Source organism: Thalassobacter sp. 16PALIMAR09, assembly GCF_000765485.1.
Classification (GTDB): domain Bacteria; phylum Pseudomonadota; class Alphaproteobacteria; order Rhodobacterales; family Rhodobacteraceae; genus Thalassobacter; species Thalassobacter stenotrophicus.
The window spans coordinates 530,505-552,823 of record NZ_JHAK01000001.1; the positions used below are offsets into that span (position 1 = coordinate 530,505).

General features: G+C 59.2%; 21 protein-coding genes. 15 read left to right on the plus strand and 6 right to left on the minus strand.

Translation table 11 applies throughout. The annotated features are described in order from the left end of the window. Nucleotides 1–4 precede the first annotated feature (4 nt). The gene (locus PM04_RS02605) at nt 5–1,243 is read right to left on the minus strand and encodes a CaiB/BaiF CoA-transferase family protein (protein ID WP_081946032.1); all 1,239 of its coding nucleotides are present in this window, start codon (nt 1,241–1,243) and stop codon (nt 5–7) included. 110 nt (nt 1,244–1,353) lie between these two features. Between PM04_RS02605 and PM04_RS02610 the strand changes: the two genes are divergently transcribed. From PM04_RS02610 to PM04_RS02640, 7 genes are all read left to right on the plus strand, one after another. Further along, the gene (locus tag PM04_RS02610; RefSeq protein ID WP_052068406.1) at nt 1,354–2,055 is read left to right on the plus strand and encodes a GntR family transcriptional regulator; all 702 of its coding nucleotides are present in this window, start codon (nt 1,354–1,356) and stop codon (nt 2,053–2,055) included. Between the two features lie 30 nt (nt 2,056–2,085). After that, nucleotides 2,086–3,609, plus strand: a complete 1,524-nt coding sequence (locus tag PM04_RS02615) for a malonyl-CoA synthase (protein ID WP_038003364.1) — start codon at nt 2,086–2,088, stop codon at nt 3,607–3,609. Nucleotides 3,610–3,702: 93 nt separating this feature from the next. Beyond that, nucleotides 3,703–4,467 carry a hypothetical protein gene (locus PM04_RS02620; protein ID WP_038003367.1) on the plus strand — a complete coding sequence of 255 codons (765 nt, stop codon included), beginning with the start codon at nt 3,703–3,705 and terminating at the stop codon, nt 4,465–4,467. A gap of 61 nt (nt 4,468–4,528) precedes the next feature. Beyond that, nucleotides 4,529–5,851, plus strand: a complete 1,323-nt coding sequence (locus tag PM04_RS02625) for an AarF/ABC1/UbiB kinase family protein (RefSeq protein WP_038003370.1) — start codon at nt 4,529–4,531, stop codon at nt 5,849–5,851. A 144-nt stretch (nt 5,852–5,995) separates the two neighbouring features. Continuing rightward, nucleotides 5,996–6,430, plus strand: a complete 435-nt coding sequence (locus PM04_RS02630) for a DUF2852 domain-containing protein (protein ID WP_038003372.1) — start codon at nt 5,996–5,998, stop codon at nt 6,428–6,430. Nucleotides 6,431–6,514: 84 nt separating this feature from the next. After that, nucleotides 6,515–6,967: an RDD family protein gene (locus PM04_RS02635; protein WP_038003374.1), complete on the plus strand. Its 453-nt coding sequence runs from the start codon at nt 6,515–6,517 to the stop codon at nt 6,965–6,967. A 93-nt stretch (nt 6,968–7,060) separates the two neighbouring features. After that, nucleotides 7,061–7,885 carry an arginyltransferase gene (locus tag PM04_RS02640; protein WP_038003376.1) on the plus strand — a complete coding sequence of 275 codons (825 nt, stop codon included), beginning with the start codon at nt 7,061–7,063 and terminating at the stop codon, nt 7,883–7,885. A gap of 61 nt (nt 7,886–7,946) precedes the next feature. Here the strand turns inward: PM04_RS02640 and PM04_RS02645 are convergent, their stop codons facing one another. The 3 genes from PM04_RS02645 to PM04_RS02655 form a co-directional block, all read right to left on the minus strand. Then, nucleotides 7,947–10,304, minus strand: coding sequence for a TRAP transporter large permease subunit (locus PM04_RS02645; protein WP_038003378.1), 2,358 nt, complete (start codon nt 10,302–10,304; stop codon nt 7,947–7,949). An 11-nt stretch (nt 10,305–10,315) separates the two neighbouring features. Continuing rightward, entirely contained in the window at nt 10,316–11,212 is an 897-nt protein-coding gene (locus tag PM04_RS02650) for a TRAP transporter small permease subunit (RefSeq protein WP_038003380.1), read from the minus strand. 211 nt (nt 11,213–11,423) lie between these two features. Beyond that, on the minus strand, nt 11,424–12,506 hold the full coding sequence (locus PM04_RS02655; protein WP_038003382.1) for a TRAP transporter substrate-binding protein: 1,083 nt from the start codon (nt 12,504–12,506) through the stop codon (nt 11,424–11,426). A 191-nt stretch (nt 12,507–12,697) separates the two neighbouring features. On the opposite strand from PM04_RS02655, the gene PM04_RS02660 reads away from it, so the two are divergent. Both PM04_RS02660 and PM04_RS02665 read left to right on the plus strand, forming a co-directional pair. Next, nucleotides 12,698–14,164: a cache domain-containing protein gene (locus PM04_RS02660; protein WP_038003384.1), complete on the plus strand. Its 1,467-nt coding sequence runs from the start codon at nt 12,698–12,700 to the stop codon at nt 14,162–14,164. Then, nucleotides 14,161–14,799: a response regulator transcription factor gene (locus PM04_RS02665; protein ID WP_038003386.1), complete on the plus strand. Its 639-nt coding sequence runs from the start codon at nt 14,161–14,163 to the stop codon at nt 14,797–14,799. Before PM04_RS02660 ends, PM04_RS02665 begins: the two co-directional genes overlap by 4 nt. 2 nt (nt 14,800–14,801) lie before the next feature. Here the strand turns inward: PM04_RS02665 and PM04_RS02670 are convergent, their stop codons facing one another. Further along, on the minus strand, nt 14,802–15,227 hold the full coding sequence (locus PM04_RS02670) for an Lrp/AsnC family transcriptional regulator (RefSeq protein ID WP_038003388.1): 426 nt from the start codon (nt 15,225–15,227) through the stop codon (nt 14,802–14,804). 122 nt (nt 15,228–15,349) lie between these two features. On the opposite strand from PM04_RS02670, the gene rocF reads away from it, so the two are divergent. Next, a complete protein-coding gene (gene rocF / locus PM04_RS02675) occupies nt 15,350–16,276 on the plus strand; it encodes an arginase (protein WP_038003390.1) in 927 nt (308 codons plus the stop codon). A 13-nt stretch (nt 16,277–16,289) separates the two neighbouring features. Beyond that, complete coding sequence (locus PM04_RS02680; protein ID WP_038003392.1) at nt 16,290–17,342, plus strand: ornithine cyclodeaminase; 1,053 nt, start codon at nt 16,290–16,292, stop codon at nt 17,340–17,342. A gap of 13 nt (nt 17,343–17,355) precedes the next feature. On the opposite strand, the gene PM04_RS02685 is transcribed toward PM04_RS02680, so the two are convergent. Next, a complete protein-coding gene (locus tag PM04_RS02685) occupies nt 17,356–18,516 on the minus strand; it encodes a M20 aminoacylase family protein (protein ID WP_038003394.1) in 1,161 nt (386 codons plus the stop codon). A 63-nt stretch (nt 18,517–18,579) separates the two neighbouring features. Here PM04_RS02685 and mazG point away from each other — a divergent pair, with 63 nt between their 5' ends. The 4 genes from mazG (at nt 18,580) to PM04_RS02705 (ending at nt 22,315) form a co-directional block, all read left to right on the plus strand. After that, entirely contained in the window at nt 18,580–19,398 is an 819-nt protein-coding gene (gene mazG, locus PM04_RS02690) for a nucleoside triphosphate pyrophosphohydrolase (protein ID WP_038003396.1), read from the plus strand. A 64-nt stretch (nt 19,399–19,462) separates the two neighbouring features. Further along, entirely contained in the window at nt 19,463–20,398 is a 936-nt protein-coding gene (locus PM04_RS02695) for a nucleoside hydrolase (protein ID WP_038003398.1), read from the plus strand. Between the two features lie 48 nt (nt 20,399–20,446). Then, entirely contained in the window at nt 20,447–21,838 is a 1,392-nt protein-coding gene (locus tag PM04_RS02700) for a YdiU family protein (protein ID WP_152600842.1), read from the plus strand. 66 nt (nt 21,839–21,904) lie between these two features. Further along, the gene (locus PM04_RS02705) at nt 21,905–22,315 is read left to right on the plus strand and encodes a Fur family transcriptional regulator (RefSeq protein WP_038003401.1); all 411 of its coding nucleotides are present in this window, start codon (nt 21,905–21,907) and stop codon (nt 22,313–22,315) included. The last annotated feature ends 4 nt before the right edge of the window (nt 22,316–22,319 follow it).

A 22,319-nucleotide genomic window follows, 5' to 3' on the forward strand; every position in this document is an offset into this window, starting at 1 on the left:
GGGTTCAGATCGCGCCAAGCGCTTTCATGGATGTGATGTCTGCATCAGAATATCCGATTTCTTTGAGGATATCGGTCGAATGCTGCCCCGCAAGCGGCGGGGGCGATGCGATGTGGCTTGGGGTACGGCTCATCAAGATGGGCTGGCCCACAAGATGCGTCTCGCCGCGTTCTTGGCTGGTGACAGGCTGCGCAAGGCCAAGGTGATGCACTTGAGGGTTATCAAAGACTTGTCCGATGTCGTTAATCTCACCCACCGGGACGCCGGCGTCATTCAGAACCTCAATCCACTCTGCGGTCGTGCGGGTCAGGGTGATGTCCTCAATCTGCCCCCCCAAAACATCCCGATTGTCAGAGCGTGCGGGCGGCGTGGCGAACCGCGCATCCTCAAGCCAATCTTCCCGCTCAACGGCTATGGCGAACCTCTTCCAAATCTCCTGCCCTGCTACCGCGAGGTTCATATGGCCGTCTTTGGTTTTGAACACGCCGGTCGGGATCGACGTCGGATGATTGTTGCCCGCCTGTTTCGGCACAACACCATCCATCAAGAACCGCGCGGCTTGGAAATCGAGCATGAACACCTGCGCCTGAAGCAACGAGGTTTGCACCCATTGGCCTTTGCCCGATGTCGCACGCTCCATCAGGGCGATCAAAACACCCTGTGCGGCAAAAAGACCCGCGCAAAGATCCGCGATGGGAATGCCTACGCGCATGGGCCCCTCACCCGGCTGGCCCGTGATGGACATAAGCCCACCCATACCTTGCGCAATCTGATCAAAACCTGGCCGTCCAGCTAATGGACCATCCTGCCCAAAGCCCGAAATTGAAGCATAGACCAGCCCGGGGTTGTCCGCAGACAAAGTCTCATAATCAATTCCGAGGCGCTTTTTGACGCCGGGACGGAAGTTTTCGACGATCACATCCGCTGTTTTTGCCAGCTTGCGAAACGCCTCAACCCCTTCTTTTGATTTGAGGTTTATCGTCAGCGACCGCTTGTTGCGATGCAGGTTCTGAAAATCCGGCCCAGAGCGTGGCCCGCCAAGCTGCGCGTTATCAACGGGCGTTTCAATCTTGATGACATCCGCGCCCCAATCCGCGAACTGCCGCACGCATGTCGGCCCAGACCGAACGCGGGTCAAATCCAAAACGCGAATGCCGCGCAACGCCATGCTTGCAACTGGACTTTCGCCGTTTGAAGTCGGCTGAGCCGCATCGTGGTCCGCGTGATCTGCGGGTTGCGCCATCTTGGTTCTCCCGTGGTCAAATTATAAGATAAGCTGTATGACAGCGATCAGCGATTAGCAATATAAATGTTAATTGTTGACAAATTTTCAGAGGTGGGAGAAACGGACCTATGGCTCTTTCGACAAACACAATCGGACAAGGACGCGCGACGCTGGCTGGCGAGGTCCGTGGAGAGATTGAGCGATTAATCGTTGAGGGCGAGCTTGCGGCCGGCGTAAAACTGAACGAGCTTTCGCTCTCCAACGCGATGGGTGTCAGCCGTGGCACCGTGCGGGAGGCGATCCGGTCCCTAGCTGACTCTGGGCTGATCGATCTGATCGCGAACCGCGGCGCGTTTGTGCATGAAACCACCTTGGACGAAATCCGCAATCTCTACGATCTGCGCGGTGCGATTTTTGCGATGGCGTGTTCCGCCTGTGCCCGCCGTATGGCCGACGGTGACACCCCTCACCTCGCGCGGAAGCTAGAGACAAACCTTGAGCGGATGCAAAAGGCCAACGATAGCAACGACCCCAAGGCCTATTATCCGTTGAATATCGAATTTCACGATCTGATCCTTGAGAACGCAGGCAACCCCCGCGCCAAGGCGATGTACGACAACATGATCAAGGAAATGCACCTGTTCCGACGTCGCGGCCTATCGAACGCGACCAACATCGCCCGCTCCCTCGAAGAGCACCGCGCCATCAGCGATGCCATCATCGCAGGCGACACAGATGCGGCACGCCGCGCGGGTGAGCAACACACAACCTCCGGCTTTACCAGGTACCTGAGCCAAGCAGACAAAGCGGACACAGCCGCCGCCGACTAGACCATTGCGCCAAGCACGAAAGACGACCCAATGACCAATCCCCTGTACGACGCGCTTTTCGCACCGCATGAGGGCAAAACGAGCCCCTTTCTAGAGCTTATCGATGGGACAACCGTCAGCCACGGCGCGTTTTTGCAAGAGGTCGATCGCACCGCAAACGCCTTGGTGTCATTGGGTGTCGCACCTGGGGACCGGGTCGCGGTGCATGTGATCAAGTCGCGCCAAGCGTTGGCCCTATATGCGGCTTGCGTGAAATCAGGCGCAGTGTTTTTGCCGCTCAACACCGCCTACACGCCCCGCGAATTGGAATATTTCGTTGGCGACAGCGGTGCGGCCCTATTTGTCTGCGACCCATCCGAAGAGGCCGAGTTGCGCGATATCGCAGCCCAGACCGGCGCCCAGCTGGAAACCTTGGGCGCGAATGGCGAAGGCAGCCTGACGGACTTGGTCGCGGCACAACCGGCGGCCTTCACCGCAGTCCCGCGGGACAAAGATGACCTAGCAGCCCTGCTCTATACTTCGGGCACCACGGGTCGCTCAAAGGGCGCGATGCTGACCCACGAGAACCTGCTGTCAAACGCTCGATCTTTGGTCGAGGCGTGGCGGTTTACCCGCGATGATGTGCTGCTGCATGCGCTGCCGATTTTCCACAGCCATGGGCTGTTTGTGGCCACGAATGTCATGCTGTTGGCCGGAGGGTCGATGATCTTCTTGCCCAAGTTTGACGTTGAAACTGTACTGAGCCGCCTGCCCGAGGCCACGACGATGATGGGCGTGCCCACCTTCTACACCCGCCTTCTGGATGAGGCCCGTTTTTCCAAAGATTTGGTCGCGCACATGCGTCTCTTCATCTCTGGCTCTGCGCCCTTGCTGGCCGATACACATACGCAGTTTGAGGACCGCACCGGCCACCGCATTCTGGAACGCTACGGCATGACAGAAACCTCGATGAACACCTCTAACCCTTATGAAGGGGCGCGGCGCGCGGGCACGGTCGGGTTTCCCCTGCCCGGGGTTGAGGCAAAGATCTGCGACCCAGAGACCGGAGCAGAACTGCCCACCGGAGAGATCGGTGTTTTGTGGGTGCGCGGGCCCAACGTGTTCAAGGGCTATTGGCAAATGCCGGAAAAGACACGCGAAGAGCTGCGTGACGATGGGTTCTTTATCACCGGTGATCTGTCGCTGATCGACGCAGAGGGTTATGTCCACATCGTGGGGCGCGGCAAGGATCTGATCATTTCTGGCGGCTACAACATCTATCCCAAAGAGATTGAGCTGTTCCTTGATGCCCTGCCCAACGTCAAAGAAAGCGCCGTAATTGGCGCGCCACATCCCGATTTTGGAGAAAGCGTGATTGCCGTGTTGGTGCCCGAGGATGGCGCCAAGATCGACGCCGCAGCCATCCAAGAGATCGCGCGCCGCGACCTTGCTGGTTTCAAGCGTCCTCGGCACATTGAGGTCGTGGCCGAGCTGCCGCGCAACACGATGGGCAAGGTTCAAAAGAACCAGCTGCGCGACCAATTTGCAGCCGCGTTTCAACCTGTCGCGAGTTAAGCCAACCGCCTTCATGCGCCCGTCACACCGGGCGCAAACCTTGAACCCGGCCCGTTTCGCCCCATCGTTATAGCATCCTTTTAGGAGGCTACGATGACCCGGTTGATGATCCTGTTCGCCTTCCTTTGGGGCACCTCTGCGGCAGCATTGGAGCTGACGCAAACAGGCGCCTTCACGCTCAACCGCCCCGCAAGCCTTGAGTACGACCCGGATTTCTGCGGCCTTTGGATCGCGAATGAAGGGCCGGAGGCGGTTTTGACCACACTCGACGGGTATGAGCTGCGCCGCATCCGCTCTGACATGGGCCGGATCAAAGCCATAGCCCTTGAAGGTTCCGCCCTGATCGTGGCCGACGGGCGGGGTAATTTCCAACGGCTCACCAAGGACGGCGCGGCGCTTGCGCCGCCCTTCACAATCTCATCCAGCTGGGCCGATACCGAAGGGATGGCGGTGGACGCAGATGGCTCAATCATCACCGTTGAGGACGATCCGGAGTACCTCAGCTGGCTTGCCCCAGACGGCCAAATCCTGCGCCGGATCAATACGATGTCGCTCAACCCGCCCCTAAGCGAGGCCCAAGGCATCGCGCGTGACCCGCGCACCGGCCACCTGCTGATTGTGGATGATTTGGAGGGCACAAACAGCCTCTATGAGTTCGACGCAAATGGCACGCTTCTGTCCACCGCCCCCCTATTGGAATACGGCACCGACCCCGAGGGTATCGCGATCCGGCCCGGCTCTGGGCAATTGTTCATCGCCTTTGACAGCGGCGCATCTGTGGTCAGTTTCGACTACACCCCCACCTTGCCGGAGGGCGCCGATCCCCTGCCCCCAGGCTCGGATTGCGCAATGTTTTGATGCGCCCCTTGTCGCGCCGTTACACGCCCTATCCTTGAGGTTCGCCCCATAAGGACAGATCATGGCCCGACCACCCTCTGATAGCCGCCCATTGCCCGTGCCCTCCAGCCGCATTTCGCGGCTAACCAGGCTTAGCACGATGACCGCAGGTGTGGCCGGCAACATGGCGTTGCGGGGGGCAGCCGAGTTGGGTCGCGGCAAACGCCCCCAGTTTCGCGACCTGCTGATGACCCCGGCCAATATGTCCCGCGTGGCGGATCAATTGGCCAAGATGCGCGGAGCGGCTATGAAGGTCGGGCAGTTGGTGTCCATGGACACGGGCGATGTTCTGCCGCCGGAACTGGCTGATATTTTCGCCCGACTTCGGGATGACGCGCACTTTATGCCTCCCGCACAGCTGAAAAAGGTGCTTGCTGCCCATTGGCCCAAGGGCTGGCTGGGCCAGTTCCAAAACTTTGACGTCCGCCCCATCGCAGCCGCCTCTATCGGGCAGGTGCACAGGGCGAAAACCCGCAATGGCCGCGACATGGCGATCAAGGTCCAATACCCCGGCGTTGCCCAAAGTATCGACAGCGATGTCGCCAATGTCGGCGCACTCGTGCGGATGTCAGGCCTGCTGCCCAAGGGGTTTGAGCTAGCCCCTTATCTTGAAGAAGCCCGCAAGCAACTGCACGATGAAACCGACTACGCGTTAGAGGGTGAATACTTGCGCGAATTCGGTGACCTCTTGGCCAGTGATAATCGTTATATCGTGCCGACCCTACACGAGGATTGGACAACCCCCGGCATCCTTGCGATGAGCTTCATCAAGGGAGATCCGATTGAAGCCGCCGCCCAAGCGCCCGAGCCAATGCGCAACGCGATTGCCCATGCCCTGATTGAGTTGTTGCTGCGTGAACTGTTCGAATTCGGCGTGATGCAAACCGATCCGAACTTTGCCAATTATCGCTACGATCCCGCCACTGGCCAGATCATCTTACTCGACTTTGGGGCGACGCGGCGGTTGGGCCCAGAGATCGTTGCGCAATACCGCAGGCTGATGCGCGCAGGCCTTGATGCCGACCACATAGCCATGAACGCGATCTGCCTTGAGATCGGGTTTTACCAGCCCGAAACCGTACCTGCGCACCGTGAACAAATCCTCCGGATGATGGATATCGTGTTTGCGCCGTTACGCGCCGATGCCCCCTTTGACATGGCCGATCCAGTGATGCCGCGGCGGATGCAGGAGGAAGGGCGCGCGCTGGCCGCTGCCGGATTTATCCCCCCGCCCTTACCGATTGATGCATTGTTCTTGCAGCGAAAATTTGGCGGTATCTTTTTGCTGTGTGCCAAACTGCGCGCCACGGTCGCCGTACGCGAATTGCTAGAGCGGTTCGTCTAGCTTCTGCACTCTGCCCACGATCAATGTAAAAAAGATTCACTTTTTTCGGCGCGCGCCCTTGTTAAGGTGATTAACATTCCCCATCTGCTATGATGTGAAACGCATTTACATCCACATTTACACCGCACCAAGGAGACTACCCCGATGACCACATTTGCCTCACCCTCCGATACAGCCAACCGCCCCCTTGGCTGGCTCGCGCGCGCCGAAAGCTGGCTTGATGCCCGCGGCAAAGGCGCTTGGATCGCCGCTATGGTCCTTGGGTTTATCTTTTTCTGGCCAATCGGCCTCGCCCTTCTTGCCTATATGATTTGGAGCAAACGCATGTTTTCTGGAAAATCCTGTCGCCGCACGGCCAACGCCCGCACCGCTTTCTCGACTTCTGGCAACTCTGCCTTTGACGCCTACAAAGCCGACATGTTGCGCCGCCTAGAAGATGAACAAGCAGCGTTTGAAGAATTCCTTCAGCGGTTGCGCGAAGCCAAAGACAAGTCCGAGTTCGACGACTTTATGGCTGATCGTGCGGAGGCCGCCAAAAAGGCCACCGCTGACAAGGCGGTGGAACCAGCCGACGCATAACCACCCAAGGCACAGGGCCGCTGACAAACGTGGCCCGTGCCTGCATACTCTTCCAACCCATATTTTCAGCAGATGATCCCCACCATGCATTACGATACGCACTCCTCCGGCCTTCCCGATCCCGAATTTCAGCCCGGCTTTTATGACGGGGTCACGTTAAAACGGGTGTTAGCTTGGGTGCTCGATACGGCCGTGATCGGGACGCTGACGGTCCTCTTTGGGTTCGCCACGCTCTTTGTGGGGTTCTTCTTTTTCCCGGTCGTGTTTTTGGCTCTGTCGGTTGTCTACCGGATCACCACGATTGCCGCCAAATCCGCAACGCCGGGGATGCGCGTCGTAGGCATCGAATTTCGCAACCGTGAGGGCCATCAACTCACCCCCGGTGAAGCCGCCCTGCATACAATCTTCTACCTGATCAGCTTAACCTTTTTCCTGCCCCAGGTAATCTCTTGGGGAATGATGTTAATGACGCAGCGCCGTCAGGGTCTGCACGATGTGTTGCTTGGCACCGCAGCCATCAATCGCCCCCGGCTCTAAAGGCCCAGATCCGATAAAAACTCTGTGACCAAAAACCATTGGTCACACCGTTTGCGCAATGGTACGTTTATCAAAATTAACAGTCGGACCTCCATGCGCCACACCCTTCCCATTGCCCCGCAGTTCTATGTGACTGCGCCGCAACCGTGCCCGTATCTTGCGGACCGGAAGGAAAGGAAGTTGTTCACCGCACTTCAGGGGGACAACGCAAAACAGCTTAACGACACGCTCTCGCAGCAGGGGTTTCGCCGTTCGCAGAACGTGCTCTACCGCCCCTCTTGCGCGGATTGCGCTGCCTGTATGTCCGCCCGTATCCGGGTCTCGGACTTCGAATTGTCCAAGAGCCAGCGCCGTACCATCCGCCGCAACAAGACCCTTGAGCGCGAGGCGATCTCCCCTTGGGCCACAGAAGAGCAATACGCGCTCTTTCGGTCGTATCTCGATAGCCGTCATGCCGACGGCGGCATGGCCGATATGGACATCTTTGAGTTCGCGGCCATGGTCGAAGAGACACCGATCCGGTCCCGCGTGGTCGAGTATTGGCAGAAATCCGCCCACGAGCGGGAATTGCGCGCCGTTTGCCTGACGGACGTCCTCGAAGATGGTTTGTCGATGGTTTATTCGTTCTATGACCCCACGATGGAGAAAGCCTCCCTCGGGACTTATGTCATTTTGGATCACGTGCGCATCGCGCTGGATGCCGATCTGCCTTACGTCTACTTGGGCTATTGGGTGCCGGGTTCATCCAAGATGGGTTACAAGGCCAACTTCTCGGGCCTTGAGATTTACAAGAATGGTGAGTGGCAGGATATCGGTAACCCCGAAGACCACACCGCCGAGATGCATCCTTTGTCCGTAGATCCGATTGCGGAACAGGTGGCCAAGATCACCCTGCCCAATAGCCAGCCCGCCCGGTAACGCATCAGCCAAAACAGACTGCAGATGTAAAGAAGGCGCCCCGTGGGGCGCCCTTTTCTTATCAGTTGTTCGGTAACAAATCCGGGACGATCGACACGACACCGGGGAACATCCACAACAGCCCCAGCCCTGCGATTTGGATCAAGACAAACGGCAGCACGCCGCGATAGATGTGGCCTGTCGTGACCTCCTTCGGGGCGACCCCCCGCAGATAGAACAGAGCAAAGCCAAAGGGCGGTGTCAGAAATGAGGTCTGGAGGTTCACGGCAATCATGATCGTCACCCATTTGGGGTCCATCGTCCCGCCGTAGATGACCGGGCCGACGATTGGGATCACGATGTAAATGATCTCAAGGAAATCGAGCACAAAGCCAAGAATGAACAGCACCAGCATCACGATCAAGAACACCTTGATCTCGGAGTCGAAGCTGCGCAGGAATTCTTGGATGTAATGCTCACCCCCGAAGGAAATCACCACAAGGTTCAGCAATTGCGAACCGATGAGGATGGTGAAGACCATGGACGTAACCTTGGCCGTTTCACGCACCACTGGTGGCAGAACGCCGGTCTTGAACAGAACCCAACAGGCATAGAGAAGCCCACCAAAGGCGATGTGGTACGAGGCCTGCGCGATCAGCATCGCGATCCGGTCCGCAATCGTGGTGGTGCCCACGCCCACACGCAGATCGAAGTTCACACCAAAGATGATCAGGATGATTATCGAGAAGCTCGCAATCAGGATCCATTTGCCGGATTTCTGATCCTCGCGCAGCTTGCGGTAGGCGGCCAGCATGATAGCGCCCCCTGCCCCCAAAGCCGCCGCGGGCGTTGGGTTCGTGATCCCGCCAAGGATCGACCCCAGAACCGCCACGATCAGCACCAGAGGTGGGAACACCACGCGCAGCAGCTCATTTTGCGCCAAACGCCCAAACGCTGTGCGCAAGCCGTAAGCCACCAAGGCCAAGGGAATGGCCATCAACACAAACGTCGTGCCGGAGGACGTCAGCGGCCCCAGCAGCGCGATGTCGATTGCAAAGGCCAACACAACACCCAAGCCACCGACAATCAGCGGTGCGGGTGACGCCATCGGGTTCACCCCTCGCGCCGTCGTCAGGACCAATGCCAAGAGAACGAACAATGTCGCGATGCCCGACCCAATCACAGGCGCATTGGCCACGACCTCTTGGCGCAGCGCGTCCCGCTCTTCGGTCGTGAGTTCGCGTGAGGCAACGACACCGCCCGATGCTTCAATCTCAGCCTGCTCAGCCACCGCTGTGTCCCACGCTTCTTGGCCGTGGAGGTCGATCATCGCGGCCGAGCATTGCTCGGACACGTTGGTCCGCAACGATGCCGTCTGGCCAGAAGCTGAAAACGCGCTGACCTGCACGGATTGTGAGCCGACGAACCCTGCCTGTACCGCGATGACGACAGCCACGATGATGCCAACAGGCGCAAACAAGAACCACGTCAAGGCGTCTGATCGCGTGATCAACGAGGGTTTATCATCGGCGAAAATCACCGGCGGGGCCTTGGACGGGTTCAGCAACGCAAAGCCAAACGCATAGGCTGCGTACAGGAACGCGAGCATGATGCCGGGCAAAAGTGCGGCTTGGAACAAGGTCCCCACGGATACAACCGCAGGCTTGCCAAGGTACGTCAGCGCGTCACCGCAGCCCACGAACTGCGCGCGTTGCTCTTGGGCGGTGGAATAAAGATCACCGGCCAATGTCCCGAGCAGAACGATCACAATCGAGGGCGGAATGATCTGCCCCAATGTACCCGAGGCCGCGATCACACCCGTGGACAATTCAGGCGAATACCCGTTGCGCAGCATTGTGGGCAAAGCCAACAGACCCATCGTCACAACAGTCGCGCCCACGATCCCGGTTGAGGCCGCAAGGAACGCACCCACGATCACGATGGACACGGCAAGCCCGCCGGGCAATGGCCCGAACAAACGCGCCATTGTCGTCAGCAGATCGTTGGCGATTTTTGAGCGTTCAAGTGTGATGCCCATCATCACAAACATCGCAACCGCCAAAAGCGTCTCGATAGAGGCGCCCGCGATGACACGCTCATTCATACGGTTCACGATGAAACTGAGGTTGCGGTCAACCGCCAGTTCCCACCCGCCGGGGAATAGTGCCTCTTCGACGCGCGGCAATTCCGGGTACCGGAAGACCGAAATCGCGTCACGCGCGATCCCATCGGCCACCAGCGCGCCATACTCAGCGGAGCCAGAGTCGATCGCTTGGTGGATCAAAATACCCGCACTATCGAGTGCTGCGATGATCCCAAACGAAATAATCCCCGCCCCACCGATGGCAAAAGCCACCGGAAAGCCCGACATGATGCCCCCGAAAAGGCACATAAACACGATCAACAGACCGACTTCGATCCCGTCCAACCCCAAAATCATCTGTCTGCCCCTTAGTGGATTTCTGCCGCGCGTTCCGCTTCCGCGTCGCCCAGCTTGTCTTTGTCCAGATATTTGCCTGCGGAAGCCTCACCCTCGACGAATTCGAGGTAGCTGCGCCAGAAAAACGCACAGGCTTGCAGGAACACACAGCCGCAGAACGCGACGATCAACACCTTGAACAGGAAGTAGGCGTCAAAGCCATTGGGCGAAAAGCCGATGGTCTCAACGTTCCATTTCAAAATGCGTGCTTTGCGCTCCAACAAATCGAGGTTGTCGGAGGCCGAAATTTTCGGTGTCACCAAATGGCGCCACATAAAGAACCAAGCGTACATCCACGTCAGAACCATGACCGGCATCATGAACAAAATGCTGCCCAGCATATCGATCACCCGCTTGGTGCGGTGCGACACCGCCGCATACACAAGGTCCACACGGACATGGCCGCCCTGCACGAAGGTATAGGACACGCACAGGCAAACAATCATTGCGTTATAGAGTTTTAGCTCTTCTGAGTACCAACTCAGGTCGCGCGTGAACACGGTGCCAAATGGCCCAAGCGTGATTTCAGACACGCGGAAAATTCGCTGCAAAAACACGATCATGATCTGTTGCAGCACCATCAGCAGCCCCGCCCAAGCCGCGAACCGGCCTAACACGTTTGCAAAGCCCTCAAGCCCGCGCACAAGCCCCCACAGGAACGTCCGCTTCCAAAAGCCGATCCCTGTCAGAACAAGGAACGTCGTGAACACGACAAAGAAAAACTCGACCGAGCCGCCGTAGTAAATGAACCGCACCTTGGCGACTGGATCGGACCAATCAAGCCACGTGCCGGGGTTTAGGATCGCATAGCCGGTGTTGTAGAAGGCCGCTCCAATGTTGGTAATGACCCAAAGCGCTGCGTCGAGCATCTCGTTTCCCTCGCGATAATACCCGGTAGGTTTATGCACCCTTTGACCGGTATTCCCCTCCCACGCATTTTGATGCGGGGTGTATCGTTCGTCGGGCGGGACCAGACCCGCCACAAACTGCGTCACAAGCTGTTACGCTCATGCCCACTTATCATATGTGATGACAAAAGGTGTGGGCGGGACCACGACGGCCCCACCCACGTTTTGGCGATTAGCCGAGCACGCGGTCACGCTGTGCGCGGTATGTGCCTTCAGCAGCTTCGATCCAACGCGACGAGGCACGCATGGAGGTCATTGCGCTGTCGTAGACCGACTTGTAGATCTCGTCGCCCATGTTCTCGTCGTGGACTTCTTGCGAGGCGCGACCGAATGCATCCCAGACGCTGTCGGGGAAGCTGCGGATCTGGACGCCAGCAGACTGAAGACGCTGCAGCGCGGTCCCGTTGTTGGCCAAGAACTGTGCGAGGTTCCACTGGTGGGTTTCGGCACAAGCGACTTCGATGACCTTCTGGTGCGCGGGGCTCAGGCCCTCAAACACTTCGCGGTTGGTCGCCACGGACAGACCTGCGCCTGGCTCATGGAAGCCAGCGGTGTAGTAGGTCTTCGTGATCTCTTGGAAGCCAGCTTTCTCATCGGCCCATGGACCAATCCACTCAGTGCCGTCGATCGCGCCGGACGCGAGCGCTTGGTACACTTCGGAGCCAGGCAGGTTTTGCACCGATGCGCCGAGTTTGCCGAGGGCTTTGCCGCCGAGGCCGGGCATACGGAACTTGAGGCCGTTGAAGTCTTCGGGACCGTTGATTTCCTGACGGTACCAACCGCCGGCCTGTGCGCCGGTGTTGCCTGCGAGGAACGACTTGAGGTTAAAGATCTGACCCAGCTCGTCGTGCTTCTCCATGCCGCCGGCATGGTAGTACCAGTTTGCCAGTTCTTGCGCGGTCATGCCGAAGGGCACAGCTGTGAAGAACGCGTAGGCAGGGTGCTGACCCACAAAGTAGTAGTCTGCGCCGTGGTACATGTCGGCTTGGCCGGAGCTGACCGCGTCAAATACTTCAAACGCACCAACCAGTTCGCCAGCGGCTTTCAGGTCAATCGTGAGCATGCCATCGGTCATAGCAGTGATGTTGTCGGCGACGCGCTGTGCGGCATCATGCACGCCCGCAAGGCCACGGCCCCACGTGGTCACCATCGTCAGGGTGCGTTTGCCCTGAGCGTAGGCCGGTGCGGCCAGCGTTGCGGCGGCAGCTGCCGTCCCGCCAAGCGCGGAATTCTTCAAAAACGAACGACGATCCATGGTTTTCCTCCCCTATGGACAAATGAGCAGAGGCTCCCCCCTCGGAAGCCACTGACACGAGTTAGTCGCGGGAAAGTAGGGTCCCTGCCCCCACAAGGAAATACCCAAGAACCCTGATTTTTGAAAAAATCTTGCCCTACGCGTCAGAAATTCTTAGGCGTAATGCCTAATCCATTGGCAATTGGCCCTAAATGTCCCCTGCGCATCGTTCTTCTCGCCTATCCCGTCTGCGCCGTGTGACCTACGGTCAGCAGCTATTTGGGCTGGCCACAATCCCCTTGGTGCTGGCCGCAGCCGCAATCGCGCTATTGGTAAACGTCCAATCCAGCCGGATGGCGGAACGAGAGTTGGCCGCCCTTGAACGCACCTTGATCGAGACGAAAAAAGAAGAGCTGAAAAACTACCTCAGCCTCGCGCGGACCGCCTTTGTGACAATCTATGGCAATGCGGCGCCTGATGATGCGCTGGCAAAGCTGCGGGTGACACAAATCCTCTCGGCGATGGTCTACGGGCAAGATGGGTTCTTTTTTGTCTATGCCTACGACGGAACAAACCTTGTTTCCCCCCGGCAAACACGGCTGATCGGGCGCAATTGGACGGGGATGACGGATGCCAACGGGGTACCTGTGACCGACACGCTTATCGATGTGGCGCGCTCAGGCGGCGGGTATCATACCTATGAGTGGGAAAAACCCTCCACCGGGGAAACCGCGACCATGATCACCTATGTGATTGGCTTGCAGGATTGGCAGTGGGCGATTGGTACCGGCGTTTTCATTGACGACGTATTGACCAGCGTGGCGGCCGCCCGTGCCGAAACGCAAAGCCGTGTGCGGAGGACATTCGTGCAAATCGGATTGATCACCGGGGCGGCCCTGACGATCGTCTTCCTCTCGGGGCTATTTATCACTGTGCGCGAACGGCGCTTGGCGGACGCCAAGCTGAAGGCGCTGACCCAACGGGTCCTCGACACCCAAGAGGAAGAACGCGGCCGTGTCGCGCGTGAATTGCACGACTCAATCTCTCAGATTCTTGTGGGGGTGCGGTATAAATTGGAACTCGCAAAGCGGCTGACTTCAAAGGGCGGCGCAGGGGCGACCAAGGCCGTAGATGAAGGCATCGAAGGCCTGCAAGGCGCCATCGGAGAGGTCCGCCGTATCAGTCGTGATCTGCGCCCCGGCGTGCTGGATGACCTTGGGCTCGGCCCTGCCCTAAAAGCGCTGGCCGAGGATTTTTCTGCCCGGACCAAAGTGCCCGTGAACTTTCAAACCGTGGTCTTTCGCAACCGCCTCGATGCGGAGGCCAAAAATGCCCTTTACCGCATCGCGCAAGAGGCTCTGACCAACATCGAACGCCACGCCGAAGCCACCGAGGTGTCAGTCAGCGTGGCCGGGCACCGCAACGGGGCCACACTGCGCATTGCCGATAACGGCAAGGGGCTGACCGCAGGCCGCGACCAAACGGTTGCGCGCACCGGGCGCAGTGGCCTTGGCTTGCGAAACATGCAAGAACGCGTCGAACAGTTGGACGGCACCTTGCGCGTCACCACCACCGACGCGGGCACCGTGATTGAGGCGGATGTGCCCCTAAGCCACCTGCTTGCGCCGCAAGCGGGACGCGATGGCACCAGCAAACGAGCAAAGGGGCTGAGCCTATGAATGCGATTAAGGTTCTTGTGGTAGACGACCACCCAATGGTGGCTGACGGTATCCGCGCCATCCTCGAAACCTACGATGATATCGTTGTGGTCGGCACTCTTGCGAACGGCCAAGAAGTCATCGATCAGGCCGCGACACTGGCCCCAGATGTTATCCTGCTCGATCTGAACATGCCGCTGGTCAACGGGTTGTCGGCCACGGAAATCTTGCTCGAAAACCACCCCGATACCAGGATCCTGATCCTGTCGATGCACGACACGCCTGAATACATCAACACCGCGCTCAGTCACGGCGCTATGGGCTATGTCCTAAAGGATGTTCCGACCGAGGAAATCCGCCGCGCCATTGATACCGTCATGGCTGGAGAGCGGTATCTGTGCCCCGGCGCCGAAGGCTCGCTTACGCCGGTGGATGGCGCGTCTGAGGCGCTCACGTCCCGGGAACAGACGATTTTGCTGCAACTGGCCCAAGGCAAATCCAACAAGGATGTCGCGGTGGAATTGGATATTTCGGTCCGCACCGTGGAAACCCACCGCAAGAACATCAAGCGCAAGTTGGGGATTTCGTCCACCGCGGGGCTAACGCGCTATGCGCTGGAACACGGAGTACTGCAGGGTACCGGCGCGCTGTTGTAGTATTAGGCCTCGGCCAATAGCAGACAGGTTTCCGAGTTTACGACGCCCTCAATCTCACGCACCTCGCGCAGGACACGGTCGAACCGGCGCAGGTCCTGCGCCTCAATCCGCGCGACCAAGTCCCAGCCACCATTGGTTGAATTCAGCGTTACGATCTCAGGCATTTTGCGCAATTGCCTGATGACCGCCCGGCTCATCGCGCCTTGCAGTGCGATAAACATGATCGCCGCGATCGCGTCATCTTCGCTCGCGAGAGTGACCTCAACCGTGAAACGCTTGATCACACCACGGTCCTTCAACCGCTCAATCCTAGCTTGGACCGTGGCACGCGACAGGTTCAACTGCCGCGCAAGTTGCGTCGTTGCGACCCGTCCGTCGCGCTTCAATGCCGCGATCAAGGCGCGGTCGGTATCATCTAGATCAAACATTCTGTCACATTAACCAAACAATATGCCAACAATGTGGCACGATTTGTACAGCTTTGGCACTGTGTCCTGACAATTTGGGCGGCAATATTAGGGGTAATACACCCCAGCACAGGATCAAACACGTGCCCAGTTACCAATTGATCGGCAGTCCCATTGAGATCGGCGCAGGCCGGGGCGGTTGCCTTATGGGGCCTGATGCCTACCGCACGGCGGGGCTTGGGCCGTCGCTTGCGTCCCTCGGCCATGACGTCCAAGACGTCGGCACCCTTTGGGTCGATGTCGGCCCGGACATTCCGCACCCAAATCCGGCTGTGCATCACCTTGCGGAGGTCGTGGCCTGGACACACCAAATCGCAGAGTTCAGCTTTCATGCCTGCCGCACCGAGCATACCCCCATTTTCATGGGCGGTGATCACGCGATGGCGGCGGGATCAATTGGCGGGCACGCCAACGCAGCGCATCACGATGGCCGTCCCCTATTCGTGCTGTGGCTCGACGCGCATCCCGACCTGCACACCCTCGACACGACCGAAAGCGGCAATCTGCACGGCACGCCAATGGGGTACCTGACGGGCGGCACGGGTTTTGAGGGCATTTACCCGCCCCTCGCAGCCCCCATTCCCGGCCCGAACATTTGCATGATGGGCCTGCGCAGCGTTGATCCGGCGGAGCGGGCCGCGATCCAGCGCCTTGGCATAGACGCCCATGATATGCGCGCCATTGATGAAACCGGCGTACGCGCGCCGCTTGAGACATTCTTGGCCCGCGTGCGCGTCGCCAATGGCCGCCTGCATGTCAGTCTTGATGTGGATTTTTTGGACCCAAGCATCGCGCCCGCCGTCGGCACGACCGTGCCCGGTGGCGCCACCTTCCGTGAGGCGCATCTGATCATGGAGGTTCTACACGAAAGCGGGCTTGTGAACGCGATTGATCTGGTGGAGCTGAACCCCTTTCTCGATGACCGAGGCCGGACCGCGAAATTGATGGTGGATTTGTGCGGCTCCCTCGCGGGGCGGACAATTTTGGATAGGGTCACACGCAGTGCATAAAGGAACAGACAACATGAAAGACACCCTGCAACCCTCTGAGCTTGCGTATGTTCCCTTTGTGAGTGTCGCGAATATGATGCGCCTTATCCATACGATTGGCCCCGGGCAAATGATGGCCGACCTGGCATCCGTGATTGAGGCGGATTTCAAACGCTGGCCCGAATTTGACAAGACACCCCGCATCGCCGCCCACTCCGGGGAGGGCGTGATTGAGCTGATGCCCACTTCGGACGGCGCGCAATATGGCTTCAAATACGTGAACGGCCACCCGGCAAATATGGCCCGTGGGTTCCAAACCGTTACGGCCTTTGGTGTGCTAAGCCGGGTGGACACAGGCTACCCGGTTATGCTGACAGAAATGACGTTGCTGACGGCGCTGCGCACGGCCGCGACCTCGGCCCTCGTGACACGGCTATTAGCGCCCAAAGGGGCACACACCATGGCGTTGATCGGCAATGGTGCGCAGTGTGAGTTTCAGGCCGTCGCCATACGGGAGTTGTGCAAAATCAACACCCTGCGCCTGTATGATATCGACATCAAAGCCACAAACAAAGCCGCCAAGAACCTGCGCGCGCAAGGCTTTGACGTCACCACCCACACAAGCCCCGAGGACGCCGTAACTAGCGCGCAGATCATCACGACCTGCACCGCCGACAAACAATTTGCGACCATTTTGACAGACAACATGATCGGCAGCGGCATGCATATCAACGCCATCGGCGGTGATTGCCCGGGCAAAACGGAACTGCACCCAGATATCCTTCACCGCTCTGATATCTTTGTCGAATACCCGCCCCAGACCCGCGTTGAGGGTGAGATACAGCAGCTAGACCCCGACCATCCGGTGACTGAACTTTGGCACGTATTCGCAGGCCAAACACCGGGACGCACCCGCGAGGATCAGATCACCCTGTTCGACAGTGTCGGCTTTGCGACCGAGGATTTCAGCGCCCTGCGGTATGTCCACGCCCAGCTTGAGACCCATCCGTTTTTTGACCCACTCGACATGCTTGCGGACCCCGATGACACACGGGACCTTTGGGGCATGTTGATGCGTGCGGGCTAAGGCCGCGCCTGCGTCATAGCGGCTGTGCGGTTTCCACTAGACGGGCCAGAAAGCTGGCCCCGACAGGCGAAATCGCATCGTTGAAATCATAGCCGGGGTGATGCAGCCCCGCGCTATCGCCATTGCCGATGAAGAGGTACGCGCCGGGGCGGGCCTCAAGCATATAGGCGAAATCTTCGGCCACCATTTCGGGGCGCCGATCCGGGGCTACATTGCTTTGACCCACGATTTCGGCGGCAACATCGGCCGCAAACTGGGCCTGCGCAGGGTGGTTCACTGTGGGGGGATAGCCCCGATCATAATCAACCACGGCTTGCACGCCAAAGCTTGCCGCCTGCCCCGCCACAATCTCGGTCAATCGGGCCTCAGCCATGTCGCGCACCGCGGGCGCGAATGTGCGCACGGTTCCCTCCAGCCAGGCATGGGCGGGAATGATGTTATCCGCAGTGCCTGCGTGAACTTGCGTCACTGACAAAACCAGATCATCGCCAGAGCGCAGATTGCGGCTGGTGATGGTGTGCAGCGCGTTGCCAATCGCCAATGCCGCTGTGATCGGATCACATGTGGTGTGGGGGGCGGCCCCATGTCCGCCCTTGCCGGTGATCTCGATCCGGAAGGTGTCAGCGGCCGCCATGATCGGCCCCGGCGTTGTCCAGAACGCACCGGGGGCGACGCCCGGCCCATTGTGCAGGGCGTAGACCTCCTGAATGTCGAAGCGATCCATAACACCTTCTTCGACCATGACGCGGCCACCGCCGCCGCCCTCTTCGGCGGGTTGAAAAATCAGAGCAACCCGGCCCGAGAAACGACGCGTTTCGCTTAGGTACTTGGCCGCGCCCAAGAGCATTGTCGTGTGCCCGTCATGACCACAGGCATGCATCGCACCGGGGGTGAGGCTGGCCCAGTCGGCGCCCGTTTCCTCCTGCACCGGAAGGGCGTCCATGTCCGCGCGCAGCCCAATCGTCGGCCCCTCTGCTTGGCCGTTGATGATTGCGATCAAACCGGTTTGGGCAATCCCCTCATGCACCTCATCCACCCCAAATTCGCGCAACTTTTGAGCCACAAACGCGGCCGTCTTGTGACAGGCAAAATCAATCTCAGGGTTTTGGTGCAACCAGCGCCGCCATTCGGTCATTTGCGGCGCAAGGTCAGCGATGGAATTGAGCACGGGCATGGGTTGTCCTCACTGGGATTCTGGGATTTTATCGCGACTGTAAAGCACACATGGGGACCCGCAATGGACAGTGACACACTTTGCAAGACCCCCGGCGGCGGATTGCCCCGTTTGCTCGAGATTATGCGCCGCCTGCGCGACCCAAACACCGGCTGCCCGTGGGACATCAAGCAGACCTTTGAAACCATCGCACCCTACACCATCGAAGAGGCCTACGAGGTCGCCGACGCGATCGAGCGCGGCGATATGGCCGAGCTAAAGGGTGAGCTGGGCGATCTGTTGTTGCAGGTCGTATATCACGGTGAGATTGCCGCAGAGGCCGGGCATTTCGATTTTGACGCCGTGGCCGAGGGCGTCGCGCAAAAAATGGTCGATCGGCACCCGCATATTTTTGGCGACGAAAGCCGCGATAAATCCGCCGAACAACAAGTCGCCGATTGGGAGGCGCAAAAGGCCCGCGAACGCGCGGCCAAGGCGCGTGGTGGGGTGCTAGATGATGTGGCCCTTGGGCTGCCTGCGCTGTTGCGTGCCGTCAAGCTGCAAAAGCGCGCCGCTCGTGTCGGGTTTGATTGGCCAGAAACCACGCAAGTGCTGGCCAAGATGCAAGAAGAGGCCGCCGAATTAGTCGAGGCGCAAGACCACCTTACGGCGGACGAAGTGACCGAAGAAATGGGCGACCTGTTGTTTGTTATGGCAAACCTTGCCCGCCACATGGGGGTTGACCCCGAGGCCGCGTTGCGGGCTGCAAACGCCAAGTTTGTGCGCCGGTTTGGCGCAATTGAGTCATCCCTTGCCGCAGAGGGGCGCCGCCCCGAAGACAGCGATCTGGCCGAGATGGACGCCCTGTGGGATGCCGCTAAGCGCGCGGAAAAGACGGCCTAGGGCGGCAAAACACCTTGCACTTGCACGACACCGCAGCGAGACCAACACCATGGGAGGCGCAACAATGACCCGCAAAATCATCATAGACACCGATCCCGGACAAGATGACGCCGTCGCGATCCTGTTGGCACTTGGTTCGCCTGAGCTGGAGGTTCTTGGCCTGACGGCAGTTGCGGGCAATGTACCGCTGCCCTTGACCCAAAAAAATGCGCGCATCGTGTGTGAACTGGCGGGACGTCCCGATTTGCCCGTTTTTGCAGGCTGCGACCGTCCCTTGCGCCACCCGCTTGTGACGGCGGAACATGTGCACGGCAAGACCGGGCTCGACGGGCCACAAATGGCCGATCCCGTGATGCCCTTGCAGGAACAACACGGCGTCGATTTCATTATCGATACCCTCCGGGCTGAGCCATCGGGCACCGTGACGCTGTGCCCATTGGGGCCGCTGACCAACATCGCGACCGCCTTTGCCCGCGCCCCAGATATCATCGAACGGGTGCAAGAAATTGTACTAATGGGTGGGGCGTATTTTCAGGTGGGCAACATTACGCCCGCCGCTGAATTCAACATCTATGTCGACCCCGAGGCCGCGAAGGCTGTTTTCGGATCCGGTGTGCCGCTGGTCGTCGCACCCTTGGACGTGACGCACAAAGCGCTCACGACTGCGCCGCGCGTAGAGGCATTCCGCGCGCTTGGTACAGAGGTCGGGCGCATGGTCGCCGCGTGGACCGACTTCTTTGAACGGTTCGACAAAGAGAAATACGGCAGTGCGGGTGCCCCATTGCATGACCCATGCGTGATTGCCTATCTGCTGAAACCAGAACTGTTCACAGGGCGCTTCATCAACGTTGAGATTGAGGTGAACAGCCCCCTCACCCGCGGCATGACTGTGGCCGACTGGTGGCGTGTGACGGACCGCGCGCCCAACGCCTTGTTCCTAGGCGATCTTGACGCCGACGGGTTCTTTGCCCTCTTGGTTGAGCGTTTGGCACGGCTTTGACCGCTATTACGGGCGGAACCATCCACAAATTAACCCATGAGGTGGGCGATGTTAGCGTTTGAAAGCACATATGCGGATCTGCCCGCGCGGTTCTACACGGCGATGCAGGCCACGGCTGTGGCTGACCCGTCTTGGCTGGCCGTGAATGACGGCTTGGCCCAAGACCTCGGCACCAGCGGGGCGGACATCCGCACGCACGTGGAGGTCTTTGCCGGCAACGTCCCGCCAGCGGGCGCGCAGCCCTTGGCGCAAGTTTATGGCGGGCATCAGTTTGGCCATTGGTCCGGGCAATTGGGCGATGGTCGCGCGCTCCTACTGGGTGAAGTGATCGACACCCAAGGCAACCGGCGCGACGTCCAGCTCAAGGGTGCGGGCCCCACGCCCTACTCCCGCTCGGGCGATGGACGATCGGCCCTTGGGCCTGTTGTACGCGAATTTTTGGTTAGCGAAGCAATGGCCGCCCTTGGCGTACCCACCACCCGCGCCCTGTGTGCCGTGCGCACCGGCCAGCAGGTGTTACGGCAATCAGGGTGGGAACCCGGCGGAATTCTGACCCGGGTCGCCGCGAGCCATATTCGCGTGGGCACCTTTCAATGGCTGGCCAGTCAAGGCGATCGGGAGGGTGTTGCGGCACTGGTTGACTACACGCTCAACCGCCATGCCCCCGACCGCAAAGGCCCCCTTGGCCTGCTCGCCCACGCGATGCACGCACAGGCTCACTTGATCGCGGAATGGATGGGCCTTGGCTTTATTCACGGGGTGATGAACACCGACAACATGACCCTTTCGGGCGAGACAATCGATTACGGCCCCTGCGCCTTTATGGAAGGCTACGCCCCGGGCCAGGTGTTTTCATCGATCGACCAAATGGGCCGCTATGCCTATAGCAACCAACCTAACATCGCCCTTTGGAACCTTGCGCAACTGGCGACCGCCCTCTTGCCGCTGTGGGATGACCAAGAGGCGGGCATTGCCGAAATGACCGATGCGTTGGAGCAATTCCACACCGCCTACGCCGCCGCATGGGAAAACAAACTCGCGGCCAAAATCGGACTAGAGCGGGCGCATTTTGGACTAGGTGTCGAGCTACTGGAATTGATGGCCGAAGAGCGCGCGGATTTCACCAATACGTTCCGCGCATTGGCTTCAGATACCGCCCATACGTTGTTCACCGACACGGCCCCCTACGCCGCGTGGCACGCCAAATGGCAGACCCATGCGCCAGATTATGCATTGATAGCGCGCACCAACCCCGCCGTGATCCCACGCAACCACCGCATCCAAGAGGCAATCACCGCCTGCGACGCGGGCGATGACGCGCCGTTTCACGCGCTTTGGGACGTTTTGCGCGATCCCTTCAGCGAAACGGATGCCAACGCGTCCTATCGCCAGCCCGCAACCCCCGAAGAAGCCGTCACTCGCACCTTTTGCGGGACCTGACCCAAAGGCGCGAATTGCAAACGGCAGTGCGCGCCCCTAGACCTTGGGTGTTGAGAGGGAAGATTGATGCGAGAAACAATTTTAAGCCGCTGCGAGGCCAAGGGCCTACGCATGACCGAACAGCGCCGCATTATTGCGGGCGTGCTTGAAGCGGCAGATGACCACCCCGACGTCGAAGACCTCTATACCCGCGCCTCGGCGCAGGACCCCAATATCTCCATCGCGACGGTCTATCGGACGGTCAAATTGTTTGAAGAAGCCGGCATCCTAGAGAAGCTGGAATTTGGCGATGGCCGCGCCCGGTATGAGGACGCCGACCGGGATCACCACGATCACCTGATCGACATGACAACCGGCGAAGTTATCGAATTTGTCGATCCCGAAATCGAAGCGTTGCAGGAAAAAATCGCTGCACGGCTTGGGTTTACGCTCAAAGGCCACCGGCTTGAGCTATACGGCGTGCGGCGCAAGGGATGACGTC